We start from the raw sequence: 19,079 nt of genomic DNA on the forward strand, positions 1-19,079 counted from the left end.
CCTTTTGCGGCAGCCATGCCATGCGTGCGGAGCCGTGGTCTTGGATGAAATTGACCTTTCCGCCTGCCTGTGAAGAGCGCGGATCAGTGGCGGATGAGACCGCCGGGCGTGATGCCAAGCTGGCGCCGGAACTGGCGGATCATGTGGCTCTGGTCGCAGAAGCCCGCCGCCAGCGCTGCATCTGCCGGTGCCATGCCGTCAAGGATCAGCGCCTGAGCCTGTCTGGTCCGCATGCGCAGGACCATAGCATGGGGCGTCAGGCCGGTGGCGCGGGAGAAGCTGCGGATCAGGTAGGAGGGCGTAAGCCCGGCAAGGGCCGCAAGGCCCTCAAGCGAAAGATCGTCGCCTGAGGCAACGCCTTCCGCAATCCGCTCCCGCACGCGTTTCACGGCTGCCGGTTCCTGACCGGCAGGTCTGAGGGCGGCCCGGCCATGGCGGGTGAAGGCAAGGCCGAGCACGGCCTGCATGACCTCTTCCACGGCCAGCCGCCAGCCGGGGGCAGCGGGAGCATTGACGCGCTGGGCAAGGCGGCTCAGCGCCTGCGTCAGCTGCAGGCCTTCGTCCCTTGGGGCGACGGTGGCAAAGCCGCGCAGATCCTTGAGGTCCAGCAGGGTCCGCACGGCGGCTTCGCTGGCATAGACCATGTTGTAGCGCACGCTGCCGGCCGCCGCGTGGCCGGTGTGGGGCTCTTCCGGGTTCATCAGCGACAGGGAGCCGGCGGGCAGCAGCATCTGCTCGCCCCGGCAGAGATAGCCGCCAACCCCTTCGGCAATGGCGCCGATGGCAAAGCCTTCATGGGCGTGGCGGCTGAAGGTCTGGGTGCTGAAATCGGCTTCGTAAAGTTCAATGCCCTGCAGCCAGCCGAGATGATGATAGCGGTTGGCGCGCATCAGACGCCCGCCTTGCGCAGCCAGTGGCGCGGGTCGGTGGAGGCCGCTGATGGCCCGGCGCTTTCGCCCGACAAAGTGCGCACGAGATCAGCGACGGCATCCAGCGAATGCGCGGCACGGAACTCGTCCACATGCGGCAGCATGGCCCGGATGCCCTTGGCCTTGGCTTCGAACCCGTCAAACCGCAGCAGCGGATTGAGCCAGATCAGCCGCCGGCAGGAGCGGTGCAGGCGGGAGATTTCCCGCGCCAGATCCTCGTCCGTGTCCCGCTCCAGCCCGTCGGTGATCAGCAGCACCGTTGGCCCGCCCGACAGCACGCGGCGGGACCAGAGGCGGTTGAACTCGTGCAGGGCAGTGGCAATGCGCGTGCCGCCGGACCAGTCGGCCACACCGGCGGAACAGGCGGCCAGCGCTTCGTCCGGGTCCTTCATGCGCAACTGCCGGGTGACGTTGGTGAGCCTCGTGCCGAACAGGAAGGTGTGCACGGCGGGCCGCGTTTCCGTCAGTGCATGCATGAAATGCAGGAGCAGGCGGGAATACTGGCTCATGGAGCCGGAGATATCGCACAGGGCGATGAGCGGCGGGCGCTTTTCCTGCGGCTTGCGGTGCTTCAGATCGATGATCGCCCCGCCTGCGCGCAGGGTCGCACCCATCGTGCGGCGCGGGTCGATGCGTCCGCGCGGGGCAGGGGCGAGACGGCGGCGGCGGATCGTGTCCTTCGGCATCGCCATGGCACGGAGCGCCGCCTTGGCCGTTTCGATTTCGTCAGCGGTCATCTGGGCAAAGTCCCGCGATTGCAGCAGCTCACGGCCGGAGACGGTGAAGCGGGCATCCACCTCCACCTCGGGCTGCTCCTCGCGCGGCTCGCGCTCGCGGGCGGCCTTGAAGGCCTGAGAGACACGGGTCTGTCCGGCCTTGGGCTTTTCCGGCGTGCCGCGCGGCGGGGCAACGGGGGAGAGGATGGCCAGCATCTTCTCGATGAGCCCGCGGCTCTGCCAGTAGATGCGGAAAGCCTCGTCAAACAGCACCCGCTGCTCGCGCTTGTGAACGAAGACGGCATGCAGCGTCCAGTAGAAGTCCTCGCGGCTGGCAATGCCGCTCACCTCCACCGCCCGCACCGCGTCGATGATGGAAGCCGGGCCAGCCGGAAGGCCTGCCTTGCGCAGGGTGCGGGCGAAATGCACGATATTCGCCACCATGCGCCCATCGAGGCTGGACGCCTGTTCTGCTTGCGGGGCGGCGGGGGTGGTCATGGGCGCTGCGCTCAGACGTTCGGCATGGCGGCTGCGGTGGATGGCAGTGAGCTGCGGATCTCCTCCACCATCTGACGCAGCCTGGAGCCGCGCACCCGTTCGATATCGTCCTGATACTTCAGCAGAACGCCCAGCGTGTCATTGGCCATGTCCGGGTCCAGCGCCAGTTCGTTCAGTTCGGTCAGTGCGGTGGCCCAGTCGAGGGTTTCGGCAACGCCCGGCTGCTTGAACAGGTCTTCGGTGGCGCGCAGGCGCTGGACGAAGGCGACGATTTCCGCCGTCAGCCGTTCGGGTGCGCCCGGCACCTTGCGCCGCACGATGGCCAGCTCCCGCTCTGCATCCGGATAGTCGACCCAGTGATAGAGGCAGCGGCGCTTCAGGGCATCGTGGATCTCGCGCGTCCGGTTGGTGGTGATGATCACCACGGGCGGCTCCTGCGCCCTGATGGTGCCCAGTTCCGGCACGGTCACCTGATTGTCGGCCAGCACCTCCAGCAGGAAGGCCTCGAAGGCTTCGTCAGCGCGGTCCAGCTCGTCGATCAGGAACACCGGCGGGCCGGAGAGCGAGGGCTCCAGCGCCTGCAGCACCGGGCGCTTGATCAGGAAACGCTCGCTGAAGATGGAGCGGGAGAGGTCCGCATGGTCCGTGTCTCCAGCCGCTTCCGCAATGCGGATCTCCACCATCTGCGCGGCATAGTTCCACTCATAGACGGCAGAGGCGATGTCGAGACCTTCGTAGCATTGCAGGCGGATGAGGTTGCGGCCCAGCGTGGCGGCCAGAACCTTGGCAATCTCCGTCTTGCCGACGCCGGCCTCGCCTTCCAGAAACAGCGGCCGCTTCATGCGCAGCGCCAGATGCAGCACGGTTGCCAGATCACGGCCGGCGACGTAACCGCCCTGATCCAGCAGCGCCAGGGTGCCGTCGATGCTATCGGGAAGGGGCGTGCGGGCGGTGGTCATGCGGAAGGGCTCCCGGAACGTGCGGCCCGGCCTGAAGGCCGGAGGTCTTGTCGTTGTCCCTAACATATAGGCGCTGCGGGCAAGCGACAGCCCCTTTTGCCGTATTTCCGTGCTGACGTATCGCGGCTGGCCATTGGTACAGGAGGCTGAGGGTTTTGACGGACTTGCGAAGCAGAAGGGGGGCTGGCACGCAAAGGGACGCTGAGGGTGGACGATCTGCGGGGCATGCGACGGCAGACCTGCAGAAACCTTGAGGGAGAGGGACATGACCAAGCTTTTCACGCGAGGGCTGCGCGCTGCGGCCGTGGCGGTGATTCTGTTCGCTGCACCGGGCGTTGGTGTGGTGCAGGCGCAGGGGACACTCGCAGAGGCGGCGCAGGTGGAGCGCGGCAAGCTGATCGCCAAAGAGGCTTGCGCGGCCTGCCATGCCGTTGGTGTGGATGATGCCTCGCCCAATGCGGACGCTCCGGCCTTCCGCGATCTCGGGCAGCGCTATCCGGTCGAGGATCTGGCGGAAAGCCTGGCCGAGGGCATCGTCACAGGCCATCCGGACATGCCGGAAGTGGCGCTGGAAGCGCAGGATGTGACATCCTTCATTGCCTATCTGAAGAGCATCCAGAGCCCAGATGGTGCTGGCAGCACTCACTGAAGTCTGCTGCTAACATATTGAAAAATATGAGGAAGACTCGTTTTTTAATTGCGCGTTTACTTCGCTGGCGCGACACTTTTGCCGTGGTTTCGTCAAGGCATGAGGTGTTCCATGGGCACAAGCGAAGACTTCCGCAAGCAGATGGCAGGCTACGGGCTGCTGACGGCTGAAATCCTCTACAGGATGCCGGATCATCCCGCCCTTCTGCAGAGTTTCCTCTGGCAAACCGAGGACAAGGCCCCGAATTTTCCGGAACTGCGCCGGTTTCTGGCGTTCTGGGAGCGGGAAATTCACGCCTTCATCCACTCGGTGCGTCTGGCGCATCAGGATCTGATCGGCCCGCGCGATGTGCGCTATGCCAAGGGCGAGTTCCTGATCCATTAGGACCGCCGCCCCTGCACTTTCCACGGCAGGCCTCTCCCCTGCCGTGGACCTTCTTGAAGGTGGAGCCTAACCCTGTCGGGGCTTCATCACTTCTTCTTGCAGCCGCCGCCATCCGGATACGGGGGGCCGTAGAGAATGAAGGCCGAGAAACTAGTGCCGCCGGAAGCAAAGTCCAGCAGATCGTCCGGCAATTCGTCCTGCCCGATGGAGCGCGGCAGCACGAGGACGACTTCGCCCGGGGCCTCTTCAACCACGGTGATCTTGTAGGAGGGGATCGGGTCATTGCCGATCAGCTCCTTGATGGCCGCATGCGGGTTGCTCTTCAGCAGCTCGCGGAAGGCGGCATCGGACGAGGCCCTCAGGATGAGGTGCTTCTCGATGTGCTGGCGGGCCTGGGTAAGCGGATCAAGTTCAGACATGAGCTTCTACTCCCTGGTATTTCTCATGAGCTCCGGTCTGCTTCGCCATCCCTTCCGGCGCTGGTGAAGCATCCTTGTCACAAGATCTACCGGGAGATTCCGGCGGCCGGAGAACTTGACCCCAAATCTGCCGGTCAGGGCGTTTCAGGACCTTGGCTGTATCCCCAGCCCCTTGCCGTCACGCATGACGGCACGGGCTTCCGGCCGGAAGTTAGAGCCATCGCCCTCATGCAGGACAAAGCCCGGCATCAGCCGCAGCGGCGCCTTGCTGGCGCGGATGGCGCGCAGCAGGATGCGGGTGGCGGCAGCATCGGCGCGCGGGCGCAGGGGGATGATGTCGATGGCACCGAACCGGCCCTGAAACACATCCAGCAACTCCTGCAGGCCATCGGCACGGAAGATGACGGTGAGTGTTCCGCCTTCGCGCAGGATGTCGGTTGCCGTCTTCGCCCATGGCTCCAGCCCGCGCTCGTCCAGCACATGGGCGCTGGCCCGCTCGCCCGAGGGAGAGGCACGGAACTGGCCGGGCTGGTAATAGGGCGGGTTCATGATCACGTGATCGGCCATGCAAGGGGTGAGCCCTGCCGCATGGCGCTGGGAGCCCTTGGCGGTGATATCGGCCTCCAGCACGCTCACGCGGGGTGCAAAAGCGTTATTGAGGGAATCAGCCAGTGCGCGCCGGGCCAGAAGCGCGGCCAGCGGATCGATCTCTACCAGAGTGACGCGAATATCCGGCAGGCGCGCTGCCGCACAGAAGCCCGCTGTGCCAACACCTGCGCCCAGATCCACCACATGGCCCTTTGTGCCATCGGGCAGGGCTGCTGCCAGATAGACCGCATCAAGGCCGGCACGGTGGAAGCCTTTCGCCGGCTGCTCGACGGTGACAAGCCCGCCCAGAAAGGCATCGCGTGTGGTGGCAACGCCTTCCGGCAGCGCAAGGGCGGCAAGGCCAGGGGCAGGAGTGACTGGGGCAGGAGGGATCTGGCGCGTCACGTCAGGATCTTTCTTCCGGTGTCAGCTCATGGCCAAGGCCCGCGTCGCGCATCAGGCGGCGGGCGGCGGTGATCTGATCGGCAGGGACAAGGATTCGCCGGGGAATCATGGCGAGCGAGCCTTCCAGAATGCTCATGTTGGCATCCGCGACAAAATGCGCGATCCCGGCCTCGTCAAACATCGCTCCCACAGCTGAAATGAGAACCAGATCATTGGTCTTCAGCAGTTCTTCCATGATCCCGGTTTCCCTCTCTGAATAGAGCGCAGTGCAGACATATGGTTTATGCGTCTTTTCCGGTGGTGAACAACACTGTTCACTGCCTTGTCAAACGATTGATCCCTTGCGGGGGGACGCTCGGCGACCTATTGTCCGCCAAAACCAGCCTTGGGAGAGTGTTTTGGCAGCCGTCGCCGCTTCCGCACCCGAATTGAAGAAAGCCAAGCCCGCAATCCAGCCGCTCGTCGATCTGACGGCAGGCGGCATGGGGCAGGTCAACGATCTGATCCTGTCCAAGGCGGGCTCGAATGTCGAGCTTATCCCCGAGATTGCCAAGCACCTGATCGACTCGGGCGGCAAGCGCCTGCGGCCCATGCTGACCCTCGCCATGGCGGACATGTTCGGCTACCGCGGCACGGGCCACGTCATCCTCGCGGCCAGCGTCGAGTTCATGCACACGGCGACGCTGCTGCATGACGACGTGGTGGACGAGAGCGACATGCGCCGGGGCAAGCTGGCGGCGCGCAAGCTCTGGGGCAACCAGGCCAGCGTTCTCGTCGGCGACTATCTGCTCGGCCAGGCCTTCAAGATGATGGTGGACGTGGGCTCGCTGGAAGCCCTGCGCATTCTCGCCGAAGCCTCTGCCATCATCGCCGAGGGCGAGGTGATGCAGCTGGGTGCGGCCAAGGACATTTCCACCAATGAGGCACAGTATCTCAAGGTGATCGAGGCGAAGACCGCTGCGCTGTTTGCGGCTGCTGCCGAAGTCGGGCCTGTGATCGCCGGTGTCGAGGGGGCCCAGCGTGCTGCCGCCCGCCGCTATGGCATGGATCTCGGCCTTGCCTTCCAGCTCGTGGATGATGCGCTGGATTACGGCGGGTCGAGCGCGGATCTCGGCAAGCAGGTCGGCGATGATTTCCGCGAGGGCAAGATCACGCTGCCGGTCGTCGTATCCCTGGAGCGCGGCACGGACAGCGAGCGCGCCTTCTGGAAGCGCTGCCTGGAAGAGGGTGACATCCGCGACGGCGATCTTGAAGAAGCCATTGCCCTGATGCGCCGTCACGGCGCCATCGAGGAAACCATTGTCCGCGCCCGCCAGTATGGCGCCAGCGCCATGGCCGCCCTCGATGAACTGCCGCAGGGCCCGCTGACGGACGCCCTGCGCGAAGCCGTCGAATTCTGCATCGCCCGGGTGAGCTGAGGCTCACCCGGCAAAGGCCGTCATTTCAGCAATATGCTGGTGAACTTTGAAGCCCCGCCCGCCCGCAGATTGATACCGGCGGGCGGGCAGAGCCTTACGACACGCTGACGGCGTAGACGTCTTCCGCAGCAAGCGGCAGCAGGCGGCTGGCCATTTCGGCCTTCAATTCCTCGTGCCGGGCAATCTCGCCGGGTGTCTTGTCCTTCTTGGCGCCCAGGGTGACGAATTCTTCTTTCACGTGCCCCGGCCTGATCACGGCCTCTGCCGTCCGCCCGCGATAGCTGAAGCGGAAGACGTAGGGCCCCGGGTGATCGGTGATGACATCCTTGCCGCCAATCGCCTTGTCGACGGTCAACCGTCCCCCGGTCAGTGCACGGGTCACCATTTCCAGCGCATCGTGCCCACCGGGGCCGGAGAAGGCTGTCACGATCGTGACTTCGCGCCGCTCCAGCGGCGTATCGGAGAGCCGTGGAAACGCTGCCTGCATCGCCTTCAGGGCGTGGGCGACGCCGCCGGGAAAGCCGCCGCCGTGATAGGCGTTGATGGCATCGAAGGTGAAGCCAAGCGGACGGCCGTTGTCCAGAACAGTAATGAAATCAGTCATCTGCAAGGGCTTTCAGGTTGGGAACGAAACGGTCGAGGAAGCTCGTCGTCGCGGGCATGAAATGCGAGCCATGGTGAAACATCGGGTCGAGTGAGGAGAGGATCATCGTTCCGGGTGTCGAGACCTTGTCCTCGTAGAAAATGGTGCGGCCATCACCGTCGCGGGCAAGAACAGTGGCTCCATCCGGCGGCGTGAACCAGCCATGCAGATGCCATGTCACGTCCTTGCTGCCGATCCCGGCCATCAGCGGATGGCTGGCAGCAGCCCCGGTGACGCGCACGCCGAGATCGGCGGCCGGGTCGAGCCACCACCACCAGTTCGTCGGGGTTCCGGTGAAGCTGACATCCGGCAGCCACAGGTCGGACCGGCTCTCGCCAAGCGCAATCACCGTGCCGCCGGCCTCCAGGTGGCGGGCAAGCACGGGCTTCTGAGCGATCATCCGCTGCGCTGGCGTGCGGCACGGAACCCAGAGAATATCGCTGGGCTGCAGGACGTCACCGAGTTGCTCGGGCGCGCAGATCACATCGAAGACATCAGTGTAGCGCGCGCCCTCCAGACTGCGGATATGGTAATAGGTGCCACAGGAGGGCGCGACCACGCGCCGCCGTCCGGTCCGGCGCTGATTGCGCATGCCGGTGTAGGTCTCAGGTTCTGCCAGCGGCAGATCGGCCGCCGGTGCGGACGGTGCGGCGGGCCAGGGGGCAAAGCAGGCGCCGCCCTGGGTCCAGCCGATGATCCGCCGCATCAACTCGCCCGCGAGGTCCCATTCCAGCCCTATGGAGCCGAGGTCATTTCCGGCATGGGAGAAGATCCGCCCGCCTTCCGGCCGCGCCCAGACCCAGTCGACCGGCACGTTTGCCGGGCCCAGCCCGTTAACCGCGACCGCGCCCTCGGGCATCGGATTGCAGCCTCTGCCGTAAAAGCCCGCCACACCCTTGTTGGTCTCAAGCTTCGAGAGCTCGATACCGGAAAACAGCGGATGCGGGTTGACGGACGACAGGTTGAAATCGGCTCGTTTCGGCGCCTCGATTGGCCGGTACTGCGCCATGCCATCCACCAGCGGGCGGAGCATATGGCCGTTGAAGAACCAGCGTCCGCCGGCATTGAGAAAGGCGGCGAGCCCGTCCTTCAACGCCAGCATGGCATTCTGGTCGAGCTGATTGCCGGTGATCAGGCCCTCGTGCGCCAGAAGCATGTCCGCAGTCAGCTCCGGTTGCCCGACGATTGTCACCAGGCCTTCGGCTGCGGCCGCCAGCACCGCCTCCGAGGGGGCGTCATAGGCGGATTTCAGATAGATCGTGCTCATGCGGCCTCTATTCCGGCAAAGGCCGGCAGGATTGCCCGGCGCATCTCGCCTGCAGGTCCAGTGATGTCCACCCATCGCATCGCGACACCGTAGAGTTCGGAGAGATTGCCGGGCTCGATCATCTCATCGACGGTGCCATGAATCTCGCGGCCGCCCGGCATCATCAGGAGAACATCGTCGGCTGCGGCAAGGGCATGGTTCGGGTCGTGGGTGGTAAAGAGGATTGCCTTGTCGCGGCGGAGCCGCAGCGTGTTGAGAAGCTCCAGCGTGCGCGACTGGTTGCCGAGGTCGAGGGCAGAGGTCGGCTCATCGAAAATCAGTGCGGGCGATCCGGTGGCGATGGCGCGGGCGATCAGCACCATCTGCCGCTGGCCGCCGGACATGCGGTCGTAGCGAAGCCCGGCCAGATGGGACGCACCAACCTCGGCCAGTGCTTCTTCCGCTGCTGCGTGATCCTCCGCGGAGGGCTGGCCGAACAGGCCCAGCCGGGCGGCCCGGCCCATGATCACCACGTCAAGGCCGGACAGCTTTGCCTGCGAGGCGCCGTGCTGCGGCACGTAGCCTGCAGTTTTCGGTGCGCTGCGGCTGCCTTTTGCCAACGGCTGAAAGCCGAGCATGGCGCGTAAAAGCGTGGTCTTGCCGCGGCCATTGGGGCCGAGGACGGCCATGGAGCGGCCAACGGGCACGTTGAAGGTGATGCCGGAAAACAGCGTGCGGGCGCCGAAGGATACGGACGCATCGTGAAGCCCGATCATGCGCGGTTCGTCTCCCTGAAATGGCGCCGCAGCAGGTAGCCGAACACCGGGGCACCCACCAGAGCGGTCAGGACGCCAAGCGGGATCTCGGCTGCAGTCAGCGTGCGCGCCATGGTGTCAATCAGCGTCAGATAGGCGGCACCAAGCAGCGCCGAGGCCGGGATCAGCGCGCGATGGTCTTCGCCGACCAGGATGCGCGCTGCATGCGGCACGACGAGGCCGATCCAGCCGATGATGCCAGCCACCGCCACCGAGGTGCCGGTCATCAGCGAAATGGCGATGAAGATGTACCAGCGTTCCCGGTCGGGATTGACGCCGAGCGAGCGGGCTTCCTGCTCTTCAAGCGCCAGAAGATTGAGCCGGTAGCGCAGCAGCCAGACGGCGGCAAGGCCAAGGCCCATGCCCGGAACGGCAAGCCACAGTCTCGGCCAGGTGGCGGTCGAGAACGACCCCATCAGCCAGTACACGATGGCAGGCAGAGAAGTGTTGGGGTCGGCAACGAACTGCACGATGGACACCAGCGCTGCAAACAGCGCCCCGATGATCATGCCGGCGAGGATCACCGTGATCACCTCGGTGCGGCCGTTGATGCGGGCCAGAAGCCCGACCAGAACCAGCGCCGACAGGCCCAGAACGAAGGCCATGCCGAGCAGCACCATGCCGGAATAGCCGAACAGAATGGCAAGTGCGCCGCCGAAGGCCGCGCCTTGGCTGATGCCGAGCACCTGCGGCGAGACCAGAGGATTGCGGAATACGCCTTGCAGTGCCGCACCGCCAACGGCAAGTGCGGCACCTGACAACGCCGCCAGCAGCACGCGCGGCAGACGCACGAGCAGGACGATGCGCTCGTCCATCTCGGCCGGTGCCGCGCCGGGGTTGAGCGCCGCCGCCGCCAGTATCTCGGCAATGCGCGTCAGATCGACGGAAAAGCGTCCGGCGCCGATCGAGAACAGCATGCTGGCGCACAGCGCCAGAACCATGAGCCCGAACGCCCCGATCTGCAGGCCGGCCGGCCTTCCGCGCCGGTTTTCAGCTGCGGCGATCGTCATCTTACTTCGCCCTGAACTGGGCGTAACCGGCAGCATCGCCCTGCATGCCGATCCACAGGATGCCATCGATGTCCTCTTCGGTCAGATCGTAGCCGTAGAGCGTCCTGTAAGCCTTCTTCATTTCGCTGCGCAGGTCATACTGGAAGATGTCCGGATGCATCAGATTGCCGAGCCACATCCAGGTCAGCGGGCTTTCCTGGTTTGGCGGATCCCAGCGGTAGCCGCCAAGCGGCATCTTGTAGACGCGCTTTTCCTGAGCGGCTTTTGTCAGCGACAGGATCGGATCCTCATAGACCCGGTCGACGCCGAGCCTGGCCTCGAAGCTGTTCAGGAGAATGACATCGGGGTTCCACTCGGCAATCTGCTCCGGGCTGATCGTCGTGCCCTGGCCTTCGAGATTGGCCGATGCCGAGGCCGCGCCGGTCAGATTGATATAGAAGGCGTTGTAGTTGCCCTTGTCGCCGGAAGCGGTCAGCGTTTCGAGCGCACGGCCGAGATAGAGCACTTTCGGCCGGTTCCCGTCCGGGATGTCCTTCGACTTTGCTGCCATTTCGGCGGCCACCTGATCGCGCCAGCCGTTGATCAGCTCCGCCCGTTCGGGCTTGCCCATCGCGGTTGCCACCATGGCCTGATACTGCTTGGTCTTTTCCTCGGTTCCGTAGGAGATCAGAAGCGCGGTCAGTCCGGCATTGACGATCGGATCGACCAGATCCGGGCCACGGTCTGCCCACTGGATGACCAGATCGGGATTGGTGGCCGCCAGTTCCTCGACGTTCGGAATGAAGTTCGGCGCAGTGATGCCGGAGGGGATGTCCTTGGCTTCGGGGAATATCCTGCCGAGCACACCCTCGACGATCGCCGACTTTGCGGTCGGGTTCATCCCGACCAGCTTCGAGGTTCCGCCATCCATGGCGATGATCGTCGATGCCATCGGGATCGGGATGGATGCGATCCTTTCGGCAGGTTTTGCCAGCACAACCTCACGGTTTTCGTGGTCGGTGATCGTGATCTGATCCGCCATCGAGCTGACCGGCTGGGCCAGAACGAGCGCGAGTGCGACCGGCAGCTTGTTCCATCTGGAAAACATGAAGATCCCCTGAAAGTTTTCTCAGGGATCACATCCTAAATATGAATATAAATGTCAAGATTTTTAATATCCCTGTCATAAATTAGGATGCCCAAACGTCATGCGATGGCCGGGGTCGATCGCATGACGCCGGCTGCATGCCCAGTGTCACGATTGTTCCGGGCGCAAAGAATGCGGGAATGGCTTACCCGTTGTCCGCTGGCGGGACCCTTATCCGGCGCTCACTTCGCTGGCTGCAATCCACCAGCCGGGGTGCCGCTGGCGCAGGTCATCTGCCAGTGCGCCCGCTGCCTCCGGCGCGCAGAGGGCAAAGCAGGTGGCGCCGGAGCCGGACATGCGGCAGAACTCCGCCATCGGGTGAGCTTCCAGCGCGGCCAGCACATCGGCAATGACCGGTGACAGGGTGATGGCTGCGGCCTGCATGTCGTTGCGGGTGCCGTCCAGCCAGCGGATGAGATCTTCGCGGCTGGAGAATTCCTCAGGCAGTGCGGGCAGGGGCGGATTGTCGCGGCGTTGAAGCGCGCGGAACACGGCAGGCGTGCTGACCGATACGCCCGGATTGACCAGCACCAGGCCGCAGCGGGGCAGGGGGGGCAGCGGAGCAAGGGTTTCGCCGATGCCGGACATGCGGGCGGGCCGCCCGGTAAGGCAGACAGGCACGTCCGCCCCGAGGTCCAGCGCGATGGATTGCAGCGCATCCGAAGGCACCGCAAGGCCGGTGGCCTCCTGGGCCAATCTCAGAGCCGCTGCCGCATCCGCCGACCCGCCACCGATGCCGGAGGCGACCGGCAGATTCTTTTCCAGATGCACGGCAAAGGGTGGCAGAGACTGGCCGGACGCGTTCTGCAGCGCGGCGATGGCGCGCAATACGAGATTGCTGTCCGCCGGGCCGCCGCCTTCCAGCGCGGCGGCAAAGGGGCCGGAGACGGTGAAGGAGGAGCTTGCCGCGGTCCGGAGGCTCAGCTGGTCGCCCGTTTCAGCGAAGATGGTGAAGCTGTCCAGCAGGTGATAGCCGTCTTCCCGCCGCCCCGTAATGTGCAGGGCCAGATTGACCTTGGCTCTGGCAAGGCAGGAAAAAACCGGCGCGGTGTCCGCGCCGGATGATGCTCCGTTCCCCCTCATGGCCGGATCAGCCGCCGTTCTTCGGCGGGGCGCTGGCTTCGACGGCCGCAGGCGTGTCGGGCAGGCCGTTTTCGATCTTGTCGAGGATCTTCACAAGATCTTCCGGCGTGGGGTTGAGGTCGCGGGCATGGTTCCACTGGAACCGGGCCTCCAGACGGCGCCCCACCTTCCAGTAGGCATCGCCCAGATGGTCGTTGATCACCGGATCGGCCGGGCGCAGCTGGACCGCACGCTCCAGTTCCCGCGTGGCTTCCTCGTAGCGGCCGAGCCTGTAATAGGCCCAGCCCAGGCTGTCGACGATATAGCCGTCGCTGGGGCGCAGGCGGACGGCCGTCTGGATCATCTGCATCGCTTCATCGAGCTTCATGCCCTGATCAACGAGCGAATAACCCAGATAATTGAGCACCTGCGGCTGGTCCGGGTACAGCTCCAGCGCCGTGCGCAGATCGACCTCCGCCTCGTTCCACTTCTTCAGCCGCTCGCGGCAAATGCCGCGGTTGTAATAAAGGCCCCAATGCTCCGGCTGAGGCTTGTCCACCGTGTCGATGCCTTTGGTGTAGACCACCTCGGCCTCTGCAAACATCTCGCGGGAGCGCAGCACATTGCCAAGCGCAATGATCGCCTCAAGATCGGCCGGGTCCTTGTCGATGAGGGCCTGCAGATGCTGGCGGGACTCATCTACCTTGTCGAGGGCGTTGAAGTTGAGGCCGATCTGGATCTCCGCGTCCCGCTTCAGCGGTGAACTCTCCGGCACACGCTCCAGGGCGGTGATGGCCCGGTCCGGCGCATTCAGCCGGTTATACAGCCCGCCAAGGGCGAGAGCTGCAAAATCGCCATCTCCGTTGAGATCCAGCGACAGGTTGAGCAGGGCAGCGCCCAGTTCTTCTGCGCCGTCATTGCCGATGGCCGAGCCGAGGCCGCTCAGAAGTTCAGCTATTCCCGTCAGCGGGTCCGCGACAACCGGGCCAAACGTCTCCCCCTTCTCGATCCGCGTGCGGGTGGCGGAGAGGATGGGGTGGCTTGGGATCAGCTGATCATACTGGTTGAGGACCGCGAGGGCTTCTTTCTTCTTGCCGGCAGAGGCAAGCAGAATGGCATAGGTATCGGCAACTTTCAGCGCTCCGCGGTCCGCCTCATAGGCTTGCTTGATCCGCGTCAGGGCGATGTCCATCCGCCCGGCCTGCTGGGCCATCAGGGCGGCATGGTTGTGCTTGAACACATTGAACCAGTCAGGGCCCTTCAGCGCATCAAGACCTGCAAGCGCCTTTTTCAGGTCGCCCGCTCCAAGGTCGAACCAGGCCTTGGAAACACCGACGGTGAGATCTGCAAGCGGACCGCCGCCATCGCTTTCCAGCGTCTGGGAGGCTTCGCGGAAGCTGCCGTCGCGCGCCAGATCAAGGCTTTTCAGGAGGCTTGCCATGAAGTTGCGGATCTTCAGGGCCTGCATGTCCTCGGCAAGAATGCGTGCATCCTCAAAGTCGCCACTGGCCATGCGCAGCATGAAAGCGCGTTCCACCAGGAGGCCGTTTTCCGGATCGGTGCCGAGCGCCTCTTCAAAAAAGGCGGCAGCCGAGGGAAAATCGTTCCAGCGGGCGGCAAGGCGCGCTGCCAGATAGCTGCCTGCCTGGGTGACGGGAAGATCCTGAGGGGTGCCATATTGCGGCTGTGTTGCTACCGGCTCGCCAGAAGAGGCCTGCACCTGCACCGGGACCATCAGAAGCGCCACGCCAAGCAGCAGGCGGCTGCAGCGGCCCGCGGAAATCTTGCGCTTCTGCGCTGGAACGTCGGTCAACGTCGTCATCTTACCTCTCAGGACCGATGGTATGCGCCATCGTGATTCCATGTGAACCCACATCTTCATGATACGATGGCGGCTTTGTGGCGCCGGGGCAAGCCGGAGCCCCGCCTTTGGTGGTATCACCTGATCACATTTATCACAAAGCTTCGCGATGCCAGCCTGATGATTGTCAGACGTCTTGCCGCATTCGACCTTCGGCCAATTGCCAAGCCCTGTTCAACTGGTGCTTTGCGTTGCGGTGCAAAAAAGCCTTGTGCGCTCCGGTCCGGCATTGCAGGAATAACGGGCGCGAGGTCAGCGTTCAGCTTTCCGCCGGAGGAGGCAGCCCGGTGGCGGGACGCGTAACGGGAGATGCAGCATGACCAAGTGGGTGTATGGCTTCGGCAATGGAACTGCGGAAGGAAATGCGGGTCTGAAGACCCTGCTCGGCGGCAAGGGGGCCAATCTTGCCGAAATGAGCAATCTGGGCCTTCCCGTGCCGCCTGGCTTTACCATCACCACAGAGGTCTGCACCTGGTATTACGACAAGGGCAAGACCTATCCGGACGATCTGGCGCAGCAGGTGGAGCTGGCCCTTGCCGCAGCCGGGGAACTGACCGGCCGCCGCTTCGGCGATGCGCAGAACCCGCTGCTGGTGTCCGTCCGCTCCGGTGCAAGAGTGTCCATGCCCGGCATGATGGACACGGTGCTCAACCTCGGTCTCAACGATGTGACGGTCGAAGCCATCGGGCGGGCCGCAGGTGACCGCCGCTTTGCCTATGACAGCTACCGCCGCTTCATCCAGATGTATGGCGATGTGGTGATGGGCCTTGATCACCACGCCTTCGAGGAAATCCTCGATGAGGTGAAGGATGAGGCCGGGCACTCGCTGGATACGGATCTGTCTACCGAAGAACTGATCAGCATTGTCGAGCGCTACAAGGCGCTGGTGGAAGACGAGCTGGAGCGGCCGTTCCCGCAGGATCCGATGGATCAGCTGTGGGGGGCGATCGGGGCTGTGTTCGAGTCCTGGATGACGGCCCGCGCCCAGACCTACCGCCGCCTGCATGACATTCCGGCCGACTGGGGAACGGCGGTGAATGTGCAGGCCATGGTCTTCGGCAACATGGGTGAAACCTCCGCCACGGGCGTTGCCTTCACCCGCAATCCGTCCACGGGCGAGAAGGCGCTTTATGGCGAGTTCCTCGTCAATGCGCAGGGTGAGGACGTGGTGGCCGGCATCCGCACGCCCCAGGACATCACCGAGAAGGCAAGGCTTGAGGCAGGGTCCGAACGGCCCTCCCTGGAGGTGCTGATGCCCGAGGCCTTTGCCGAATTCCAGACCATCTGCGACCGGCTGGAAGCCCATTACCGGGACATGCAGGATCTGGAATTCACCATCGAGCGCGGCAAGCTGTGGATGCTGCAGACCCGTTCGGGCAAGCGCACGGCCAAGGCGGCGCTGAAGATTGCCGTCGACATGGCGAACGAAGGGCTGCTGAGCCGCGAGGAAGCGGTGCTGCGGGTCGAGCCGCAGGCGCTGGACCAGCTGCTGCATCCGGCGATCGATCCGGCGGCAAAGCGCGACATCCTCGTTACCGGTCTTCCGGCATCCCCGGGGGCGGCCAGCGGGGCCATTGTCTTTACCTCGGAAGAGGCCGAAGAGGCCAAGGCTGCCGGCCGCAAGGTCATTCTGGTGCGCGTTGAGACCAGCCCGGAAGACATCCACGGCATGCATGCGGCGGAAGGCATTCTGACCAGCCGGGGCGGCATGACAAGCCACGCGGCGGTGGTAGCGCGCGGCATGGGCAAGCCCTGCGTCTCCGGCGCCGGTGCGCTCCGCATCGATTACCGCAATGGCACCCTCACGGCGGGCGGGCGGTCGCTTGCCAAGGGCGATGTGATCACCATCGACGGATCAACCGGCCAGGTTCTGGTGGGCGAGGTGGCGATGCTGCAGCCCGCGCTGTCCGGTGATTTCGCCACGCTGATGGGCTGGGCCGACGAGGTGCGGCGCATGAAGGTGCGCACCAATGCCGAAACGCCGGCGGATGCTCGCGCCGCACGGCAGTTCGGCGCCGAAGGCATCGGCCTTTGCCGCACCGAACACATGTTCTTCGACGGCGACCGGATCATTGCCGTGCGCGAGATGATCCTTGCCTCCACGGAGGAGGGCCGCCGCGCGGCGCTGGGCAAACTGCTGCCGATGCAGCGGGATGACTTCGTGCAGCTGTTCGAGATCATGCATGGGCTGCCGGTGACGATCCGCCTGCTGGATCCGCCGCTGCACGAGTTCCTGCCTAAGTCCGATGAAGAGATTGCGGAAGTCGCCGCTGCCATGGGCATTGACGCGGAGAAGCTGCGCGAACGGGCGCTGGACCTCGAAGAGTTCAACCCAATGCTGGGCCATCGCGGCTGCCGTCTGCTGGTCTCCTATCCGGAGATCGCTGAGATGCAGGCCCGCGCCATCTTCGAGGCAGCTGTCGAGGCAGGCAGGCAGACCGGCGCACCGGTGGTGCCGGAGATCATGGTGCCGCTCGTGGGCCTGAAGGCGGAGCTGGACCTCGTGCGCGGGCGCATCGACGCCATGGCGGAGGCCGTGGCGAAGGAAACCGGCGTTGCCGTGTCCTATCAGGTCGGCACCATGGTGGAACTGCCGCGCGCTGCCCTGCGCGCCGGCGACATTGCCGCCACGGCGGAGTTTTTCTCCTTCGGCACCAATGACCTGACGCAGACCACCTTCGGCATTTCCCGTGATGATGCGGCGTCGTTCCTCGGCACCTATCAGCTCAAGGGCATCATCGAGCAGGATCCGTTCGTTTCCATTGACAGGGACGGCGTCGGCGAGCTGATCTCCATCGCAGCCGAACGGGGCAGGGCGGTGCGGCCGGACATCAAGCTCGGCATTTGCGGCGAGCACGGCGGTGACCCGGCCTCGATTGCCTTCTGCGAAAGCGTCGGCCTCGACTATGTGTCCTGCTCGCCCTTCCGCGTGCCCATTGCCCGGCTTGCGGCGGCGCAGTCCTATCTGCGCCGGACATGAGGCATGGCGGGCAGTGAGGCCATCGCAGCGCTCAGGGCCGGGGGCAAGCTCGCCCTTGCCCGGGCGCTGACCCGGATCGAGACCGGTCACGGGCTGGCGGAGGTGGATGCCTTTCTGGATGCGGCCTGCCGGGAGGGCTCGGGCCATGTGCTGGGCCTCACCGGCCCGCCGGGTGCGGGCAAATCGACGCTCACCAACAGCCTGCTGAAGGCGCTGCGGGGCGCGGGCAAGACCACCGGTGTCATTGCCGTGGACCCTTCTTCCCGCCGCTCGGGCGGGGCGCTGCTGGGCGACCGGACACGGCTGACGGCAGACCCTGAGGATGCGGGCATCTTCATCCGCTCCATGGCAGCGCGGGACCGGCTGGGCGGGCTTTCGGATCATGCGCTGGCGGCCATTGCCGTGATGCGGGCGGCGCGTGAGGCGGTGATCGTGGAATCCGTCGGCATCGGCCAGTCGGAAGCGGATGTGGCGATCGCGGTCGATACGCTCGTTCTGTGCATCCAGCCGGGCTCCGGCGACAGCCTGCAGTTCATGAAGGCCGGCGTCATGGAACTGCCCGACATCATCGTGGTGACCAAAGCCGACATGGGCGCCTATGCGGCCCGTGCCGTGGCGGATGTGAAGGGCGCCCTGTCCCTGAGCGACCGGGAGCGCGAGGGCTGGCAGGTGCCGGTGCTGCCGGTGAGTGCGCAGGACGGCAGCGGCCTTGAGGCACTGCACGAGGCGATTGAAGCGCACCGGGTGTTTCTGGAGGCTGGCGGGCTTGCGGCGCGGCGCTTTGCCCAGCGTCAGGAGGCCTGGGTGGCGGACTATCTGAAGACCCGCTATGGTCAGGCCGGAAGCCATCTTCTCGCCCCGGCGGCGCTGATCCGCGCGGCGGGTGGCCCCTTCGCGGCCATGCGGCTGGCGGACCGCCGTCTGGTGGTCAAGGTGGTGCCGGACGAGGCTGCAACGGAGACCTGACATGACAGAGGCCGGCAGCAGCATTGGCGAAGTCTCGGAACTGACGGGATTTCCGGCCAAGACACTGCGCTATTACGAGGACATCGGGCTGGTGCGCCCGCTGCGGCAGGACAACGGCTACCGTGCCTATTCGCCGGCGGATGTGGAGCGGCTGCAGTTTCTCAAGCGCGCCCGCAGCCTGGGATTTTCCATCGAGGATTGCCGCAGCCTGCTGGAGCTGCGCCAGAACCCGCACCGGAGCAGCGCCCGTGTGAAGGCTGTGGCCGAGGCGCATCTGGCGGAACTGGAAACCAAGATCCGTCAGCTCATGGATCTGCGCGACGATCTCACCGCGATGGTCGAGGCCTGCCGGGGCGACAGCTGTCCAGACTGCGCCATCATTGACGGGCTGTCAGGACACTGAAC

19 protein-coding genes are annotated in these 19,079 nt (G+C 64.9%); 6 read left to right on the plus strand and 13 right to left on the minus strand.

Annotated features, from left to right (window positions below; translation table 11 throughout):
• Positions 1-83 precede the first annotated feature (83 nt).
• Genes AC0CMF_RS00610 through AC0CMF_RS00620 form a run of 3 tightly spaced genes read right to left on the minus strand, consistent with a single transcriptional unit; the run spans position 84 to position 3,102 of the window.
• Positions 84-890, minus strand: coding sequence for an AraC family transcriptional regulator (locus tag AC0CMF_RS00610; RefSeq protein ID WP_374629446.1), 807 nt, complete (start codon positions 888-890; stop codon positions 84-86).
• Positions 890-2,143 carry a vWA domain-containing protein gene (locus AC0CMF_RS00615; RefSeq protein WP_374629445.1) on the minus strand — a complete coding sequence of 418 codons (1,254 nt, stop codon included), beginning with the start codon at positions 2,141-2,143 and terminating at the stop codon, positions 890-892. Before AC0CMF_RS00615 ends, AC0CMF_RS00610 begins: the two co-directional genes overlap by 1 nt.
• 11 nt (positions 2,144-2,154) lie before the next feature.
• Complete coding sequence (locus AC0CMF_RS00620) at positions 2,155-3,102, minus strand: AAA family ATPase (protein WP_374629443.1); 948 nt, start codon at positions 3,100-3,102, stop codon at positions 2,155-2,157.
• Between the two features lie 265 nt (positions 3,103-3,367).
• Here AC0CMF_RS00620 and AC0CMF_RS00625 point away from each other — a divergent pair, with 265 nt between their 5' ends.
• Complete coding sequence (locus AC0CMF_RS00625; protein WP_374629442.1) at positions 3,368-3,751, plus strand: c-type cytochrome; 384 nt, start codon at positions 3,368-3,370, stop codon at positions 3,749-3,751.
• Between the two features lie 111 nt (positions 3,752-3,862).
• Positions 3,863-4,135, plus strand: coding sequence for an usg protein (locus AC0CMF_RS00630; RefSeq protein WP_334252634.1), 273 nt, complete (start codon positions 3,863-3,865; stop codon positions 4,133-4,135).
• Between the two features lie 86 nt (positions 4,136-4,221).
• On the opposite strand, the gene AC0CMF_RS00635 is transcribed toward AC0CMF_RS00630, so the two are convergent.
• The 3 genes from AC0CMF_RS00635 to AC0CMF_RS00645 form a co-directional block, all read right to left on the minus strand.
• Positions 4,222-4,554, minus strand: a complete 333-nt coding sequence (locus AC0CMF_RS00635; protein WP_058899497.1) for a hypothetical protein — start codon at positions 4,552-4,554, stop codon at positions 4,222-4,224.
• A 144-nt stretch (positions 4,555-4,698) separates the two neighbouring features.
• Complete coding sequence (locus AC0CMF_RS00640; protein WP_374629440.1) at positions 4,699-5,547, minus strand: tRNA1(Val) (adenine(37)-N6)-methyltransferase; 849 nt, start codon at positions 5,545-5,547, stop codon at positions 4,699-4,701.
• A gap of 1 nt (position 5,548) precedes the next feature.
• The gene (locus AC0CMF_RS00645) at positions 5,549-5,782 is read right to left on the minus strand and encodes a putative signal transducing protein (RefSeq protein ID WP_094461948.1); all 234 of its coding nucleotides are present in this window, start codon (positions 5,780-5,782) and stop codon (positions 5,549-5,551) included.
• A 247-nt stretch (positions 5,783-6,029) separates the two neighbouring features.
• Between AC0CMF_RS00645 and AC0CMF_RS00650 the strand changes: the two genes are divergently transcribed.
• Positions 6,030-6,965 carry a polyprenyl synthetase family protein gene (locus AC0CMF_RS00650; RefSeq protein WP_208982659.1) on the plus strand — a complete coding sequence of 312 codons (936 nt, stop codon included), beginning with the start codon at positions 6,030-6,032 and terminating at the stop codon, positions 6,963-6,965.
• A 94-nt stretch (positions 6,966-7,059) separates the two neighbouring features.
• Here AC0CMF_RS00650 and AC0CMF_RS00655 read toward each other — a convergent pair whose 3' ends face one another.
• The 7 genes from AC0CMF_RS00655 to AC0CMF_RS00685 form a co-directional block, all read right to left on the minus strand.
• Positions 7,060-7,569, minus strand: a complete 510-nt coding sequence (locus AC0CMF_RS00655) for a hypothetical protein (RefSeq protein ID WP_374629439.1) — start codon at positions 7,567-7,569, stop codon at positions 7,060-7,062.
• Positions 7,562-8,875, minus strand: coding sequence for a hypothetical protein (locus tag AC0CMF_RS00660; protein ID WP_374629438.1), 1,314 nt, complete (start codon positions 8,873-8,875; stop codon positions 7,562-7,564). Before AC0CMF_RS00660 ends, AC0CMF_RS00655 begins: the two co-directional genes overlap by 8 nt.
• On the minus strand, positions 8,872-9,630 hold the full coding sequence (locus tag AC0CMF_RS00665) for an ABC transporter ATP-binding protein (RefSeq protein WP_374629437.1): 759 nt from the start codon (positions 9,628-9,630) through the stop codon (positions 8,872-8,874). The genes AC0CMF_RS00660 and AC0CMF_RS00665 overlap by 4 nt, the downstream gene beginning before the upstream one ends.
• On the minus strand, positions 9,627-10,679 hold the full coding sequence (locus AC0CMF_RS00670) for a FecCD family ABC transporter permease (RefSeq protein WP_374629436.1): 1,053 nt from the start codon (positions 10,677-10,679) through the stop codon (positions 9,627-9,629). The genes AC0CMF_RS00665 and AC0CMF_RS00670 overlap by 4 nt, the downstream gene beginning before the upstream one ends.
• Before the next feature lies 1 nt (position 10,680).
• The gene (locus AC0CMF_RS00675) at positions 10,681-11,766 is read right to left on the minus strand and encodes an ABC transporter substrate-binding protein (RefSeq protein ID WP_374629435.1); all 1,086 of its coding nucleotides are present in this window, start codon (positions 11,764-11,766) and stop codon (positions 10,681-10,683) included.
• A gap of 210 nt (positions 11,767-11,976) precedes the next feature.
• Entirely contained in the window at positions 11,977-12,888 is a 912-nt protein-coding gene (locus AC0CMF_RS00680) for a 4-(cytidine 5'-diphospho)-2-C-methyl-D-erythritol kinase (protein ID WP_374629433.1), read from the minus strand.
• 7 nt (positions 12,889-12,895) lie between these two features.
• A complete protein-coding gene (locus tag AC0CMF_RS00685) occupies positions 12,896-14,689 on the minus strand; it encodes a tetratricopeptide repeat protein (RefSeq protein ID WP_374629432.1) in 1,794 nt (597 codons plus the stop codon).
• Positions 14,690-15,044: 355 nt separating this feature from the next.
• Between AC0CMF_RS00685 and ppdK the strand changes: the two genes are divergently transcribed.
• The 3 genes from ppdK to cueR are packed head-to-tail and all read left to right on the plus strand — an operon-like array spanning position 15,045 to position 19,077.
• Positions 15,045-17,708 carry a pyruvate, phosphate dikinase gene (gene ppdK / locus AC0CMF_RS00690; protein ID WP_374629431.1) on the plus strand — a complete coding sequence of 888 codons (2,664 nt, stop codon included), beginning with the start codon at positions 15,045-15,047 and terminating at the stop codon, positions 17,706-17,708.
• A gap of 3 nt (positions 17,709-17,711) precedes the next feature.
• Complete coding sequence (locus tag AC0CMF_RS00695; protein ID WP_122520354.1) at positions 17,712-18,674, plus strand: ArgK/MeaB family GTPase; 963 nt, start codon at positions 17,712-17,714, stop codon at positions 18,672-18,674.
• A 1-nt stretch (position 18,675) separates the two neighbouring features.
• Complete coding sequence (gene cueR / locus AC0CMF_RS00700; protein ID WP_050472705.1) at positions 18,676-19,077, plus strand: Cu(I)-responsive transcriptional regulator; 402 nt, start codon at positions 18,676-18,678, stop codon at positions 19,075-19,077.
• Positions 19,078-19,079 lie beyond the last annotated feature (2 nt).

It is taken from the genome of Pannonibacter sp. CBAS1226 (assembly GCF_055685825.1).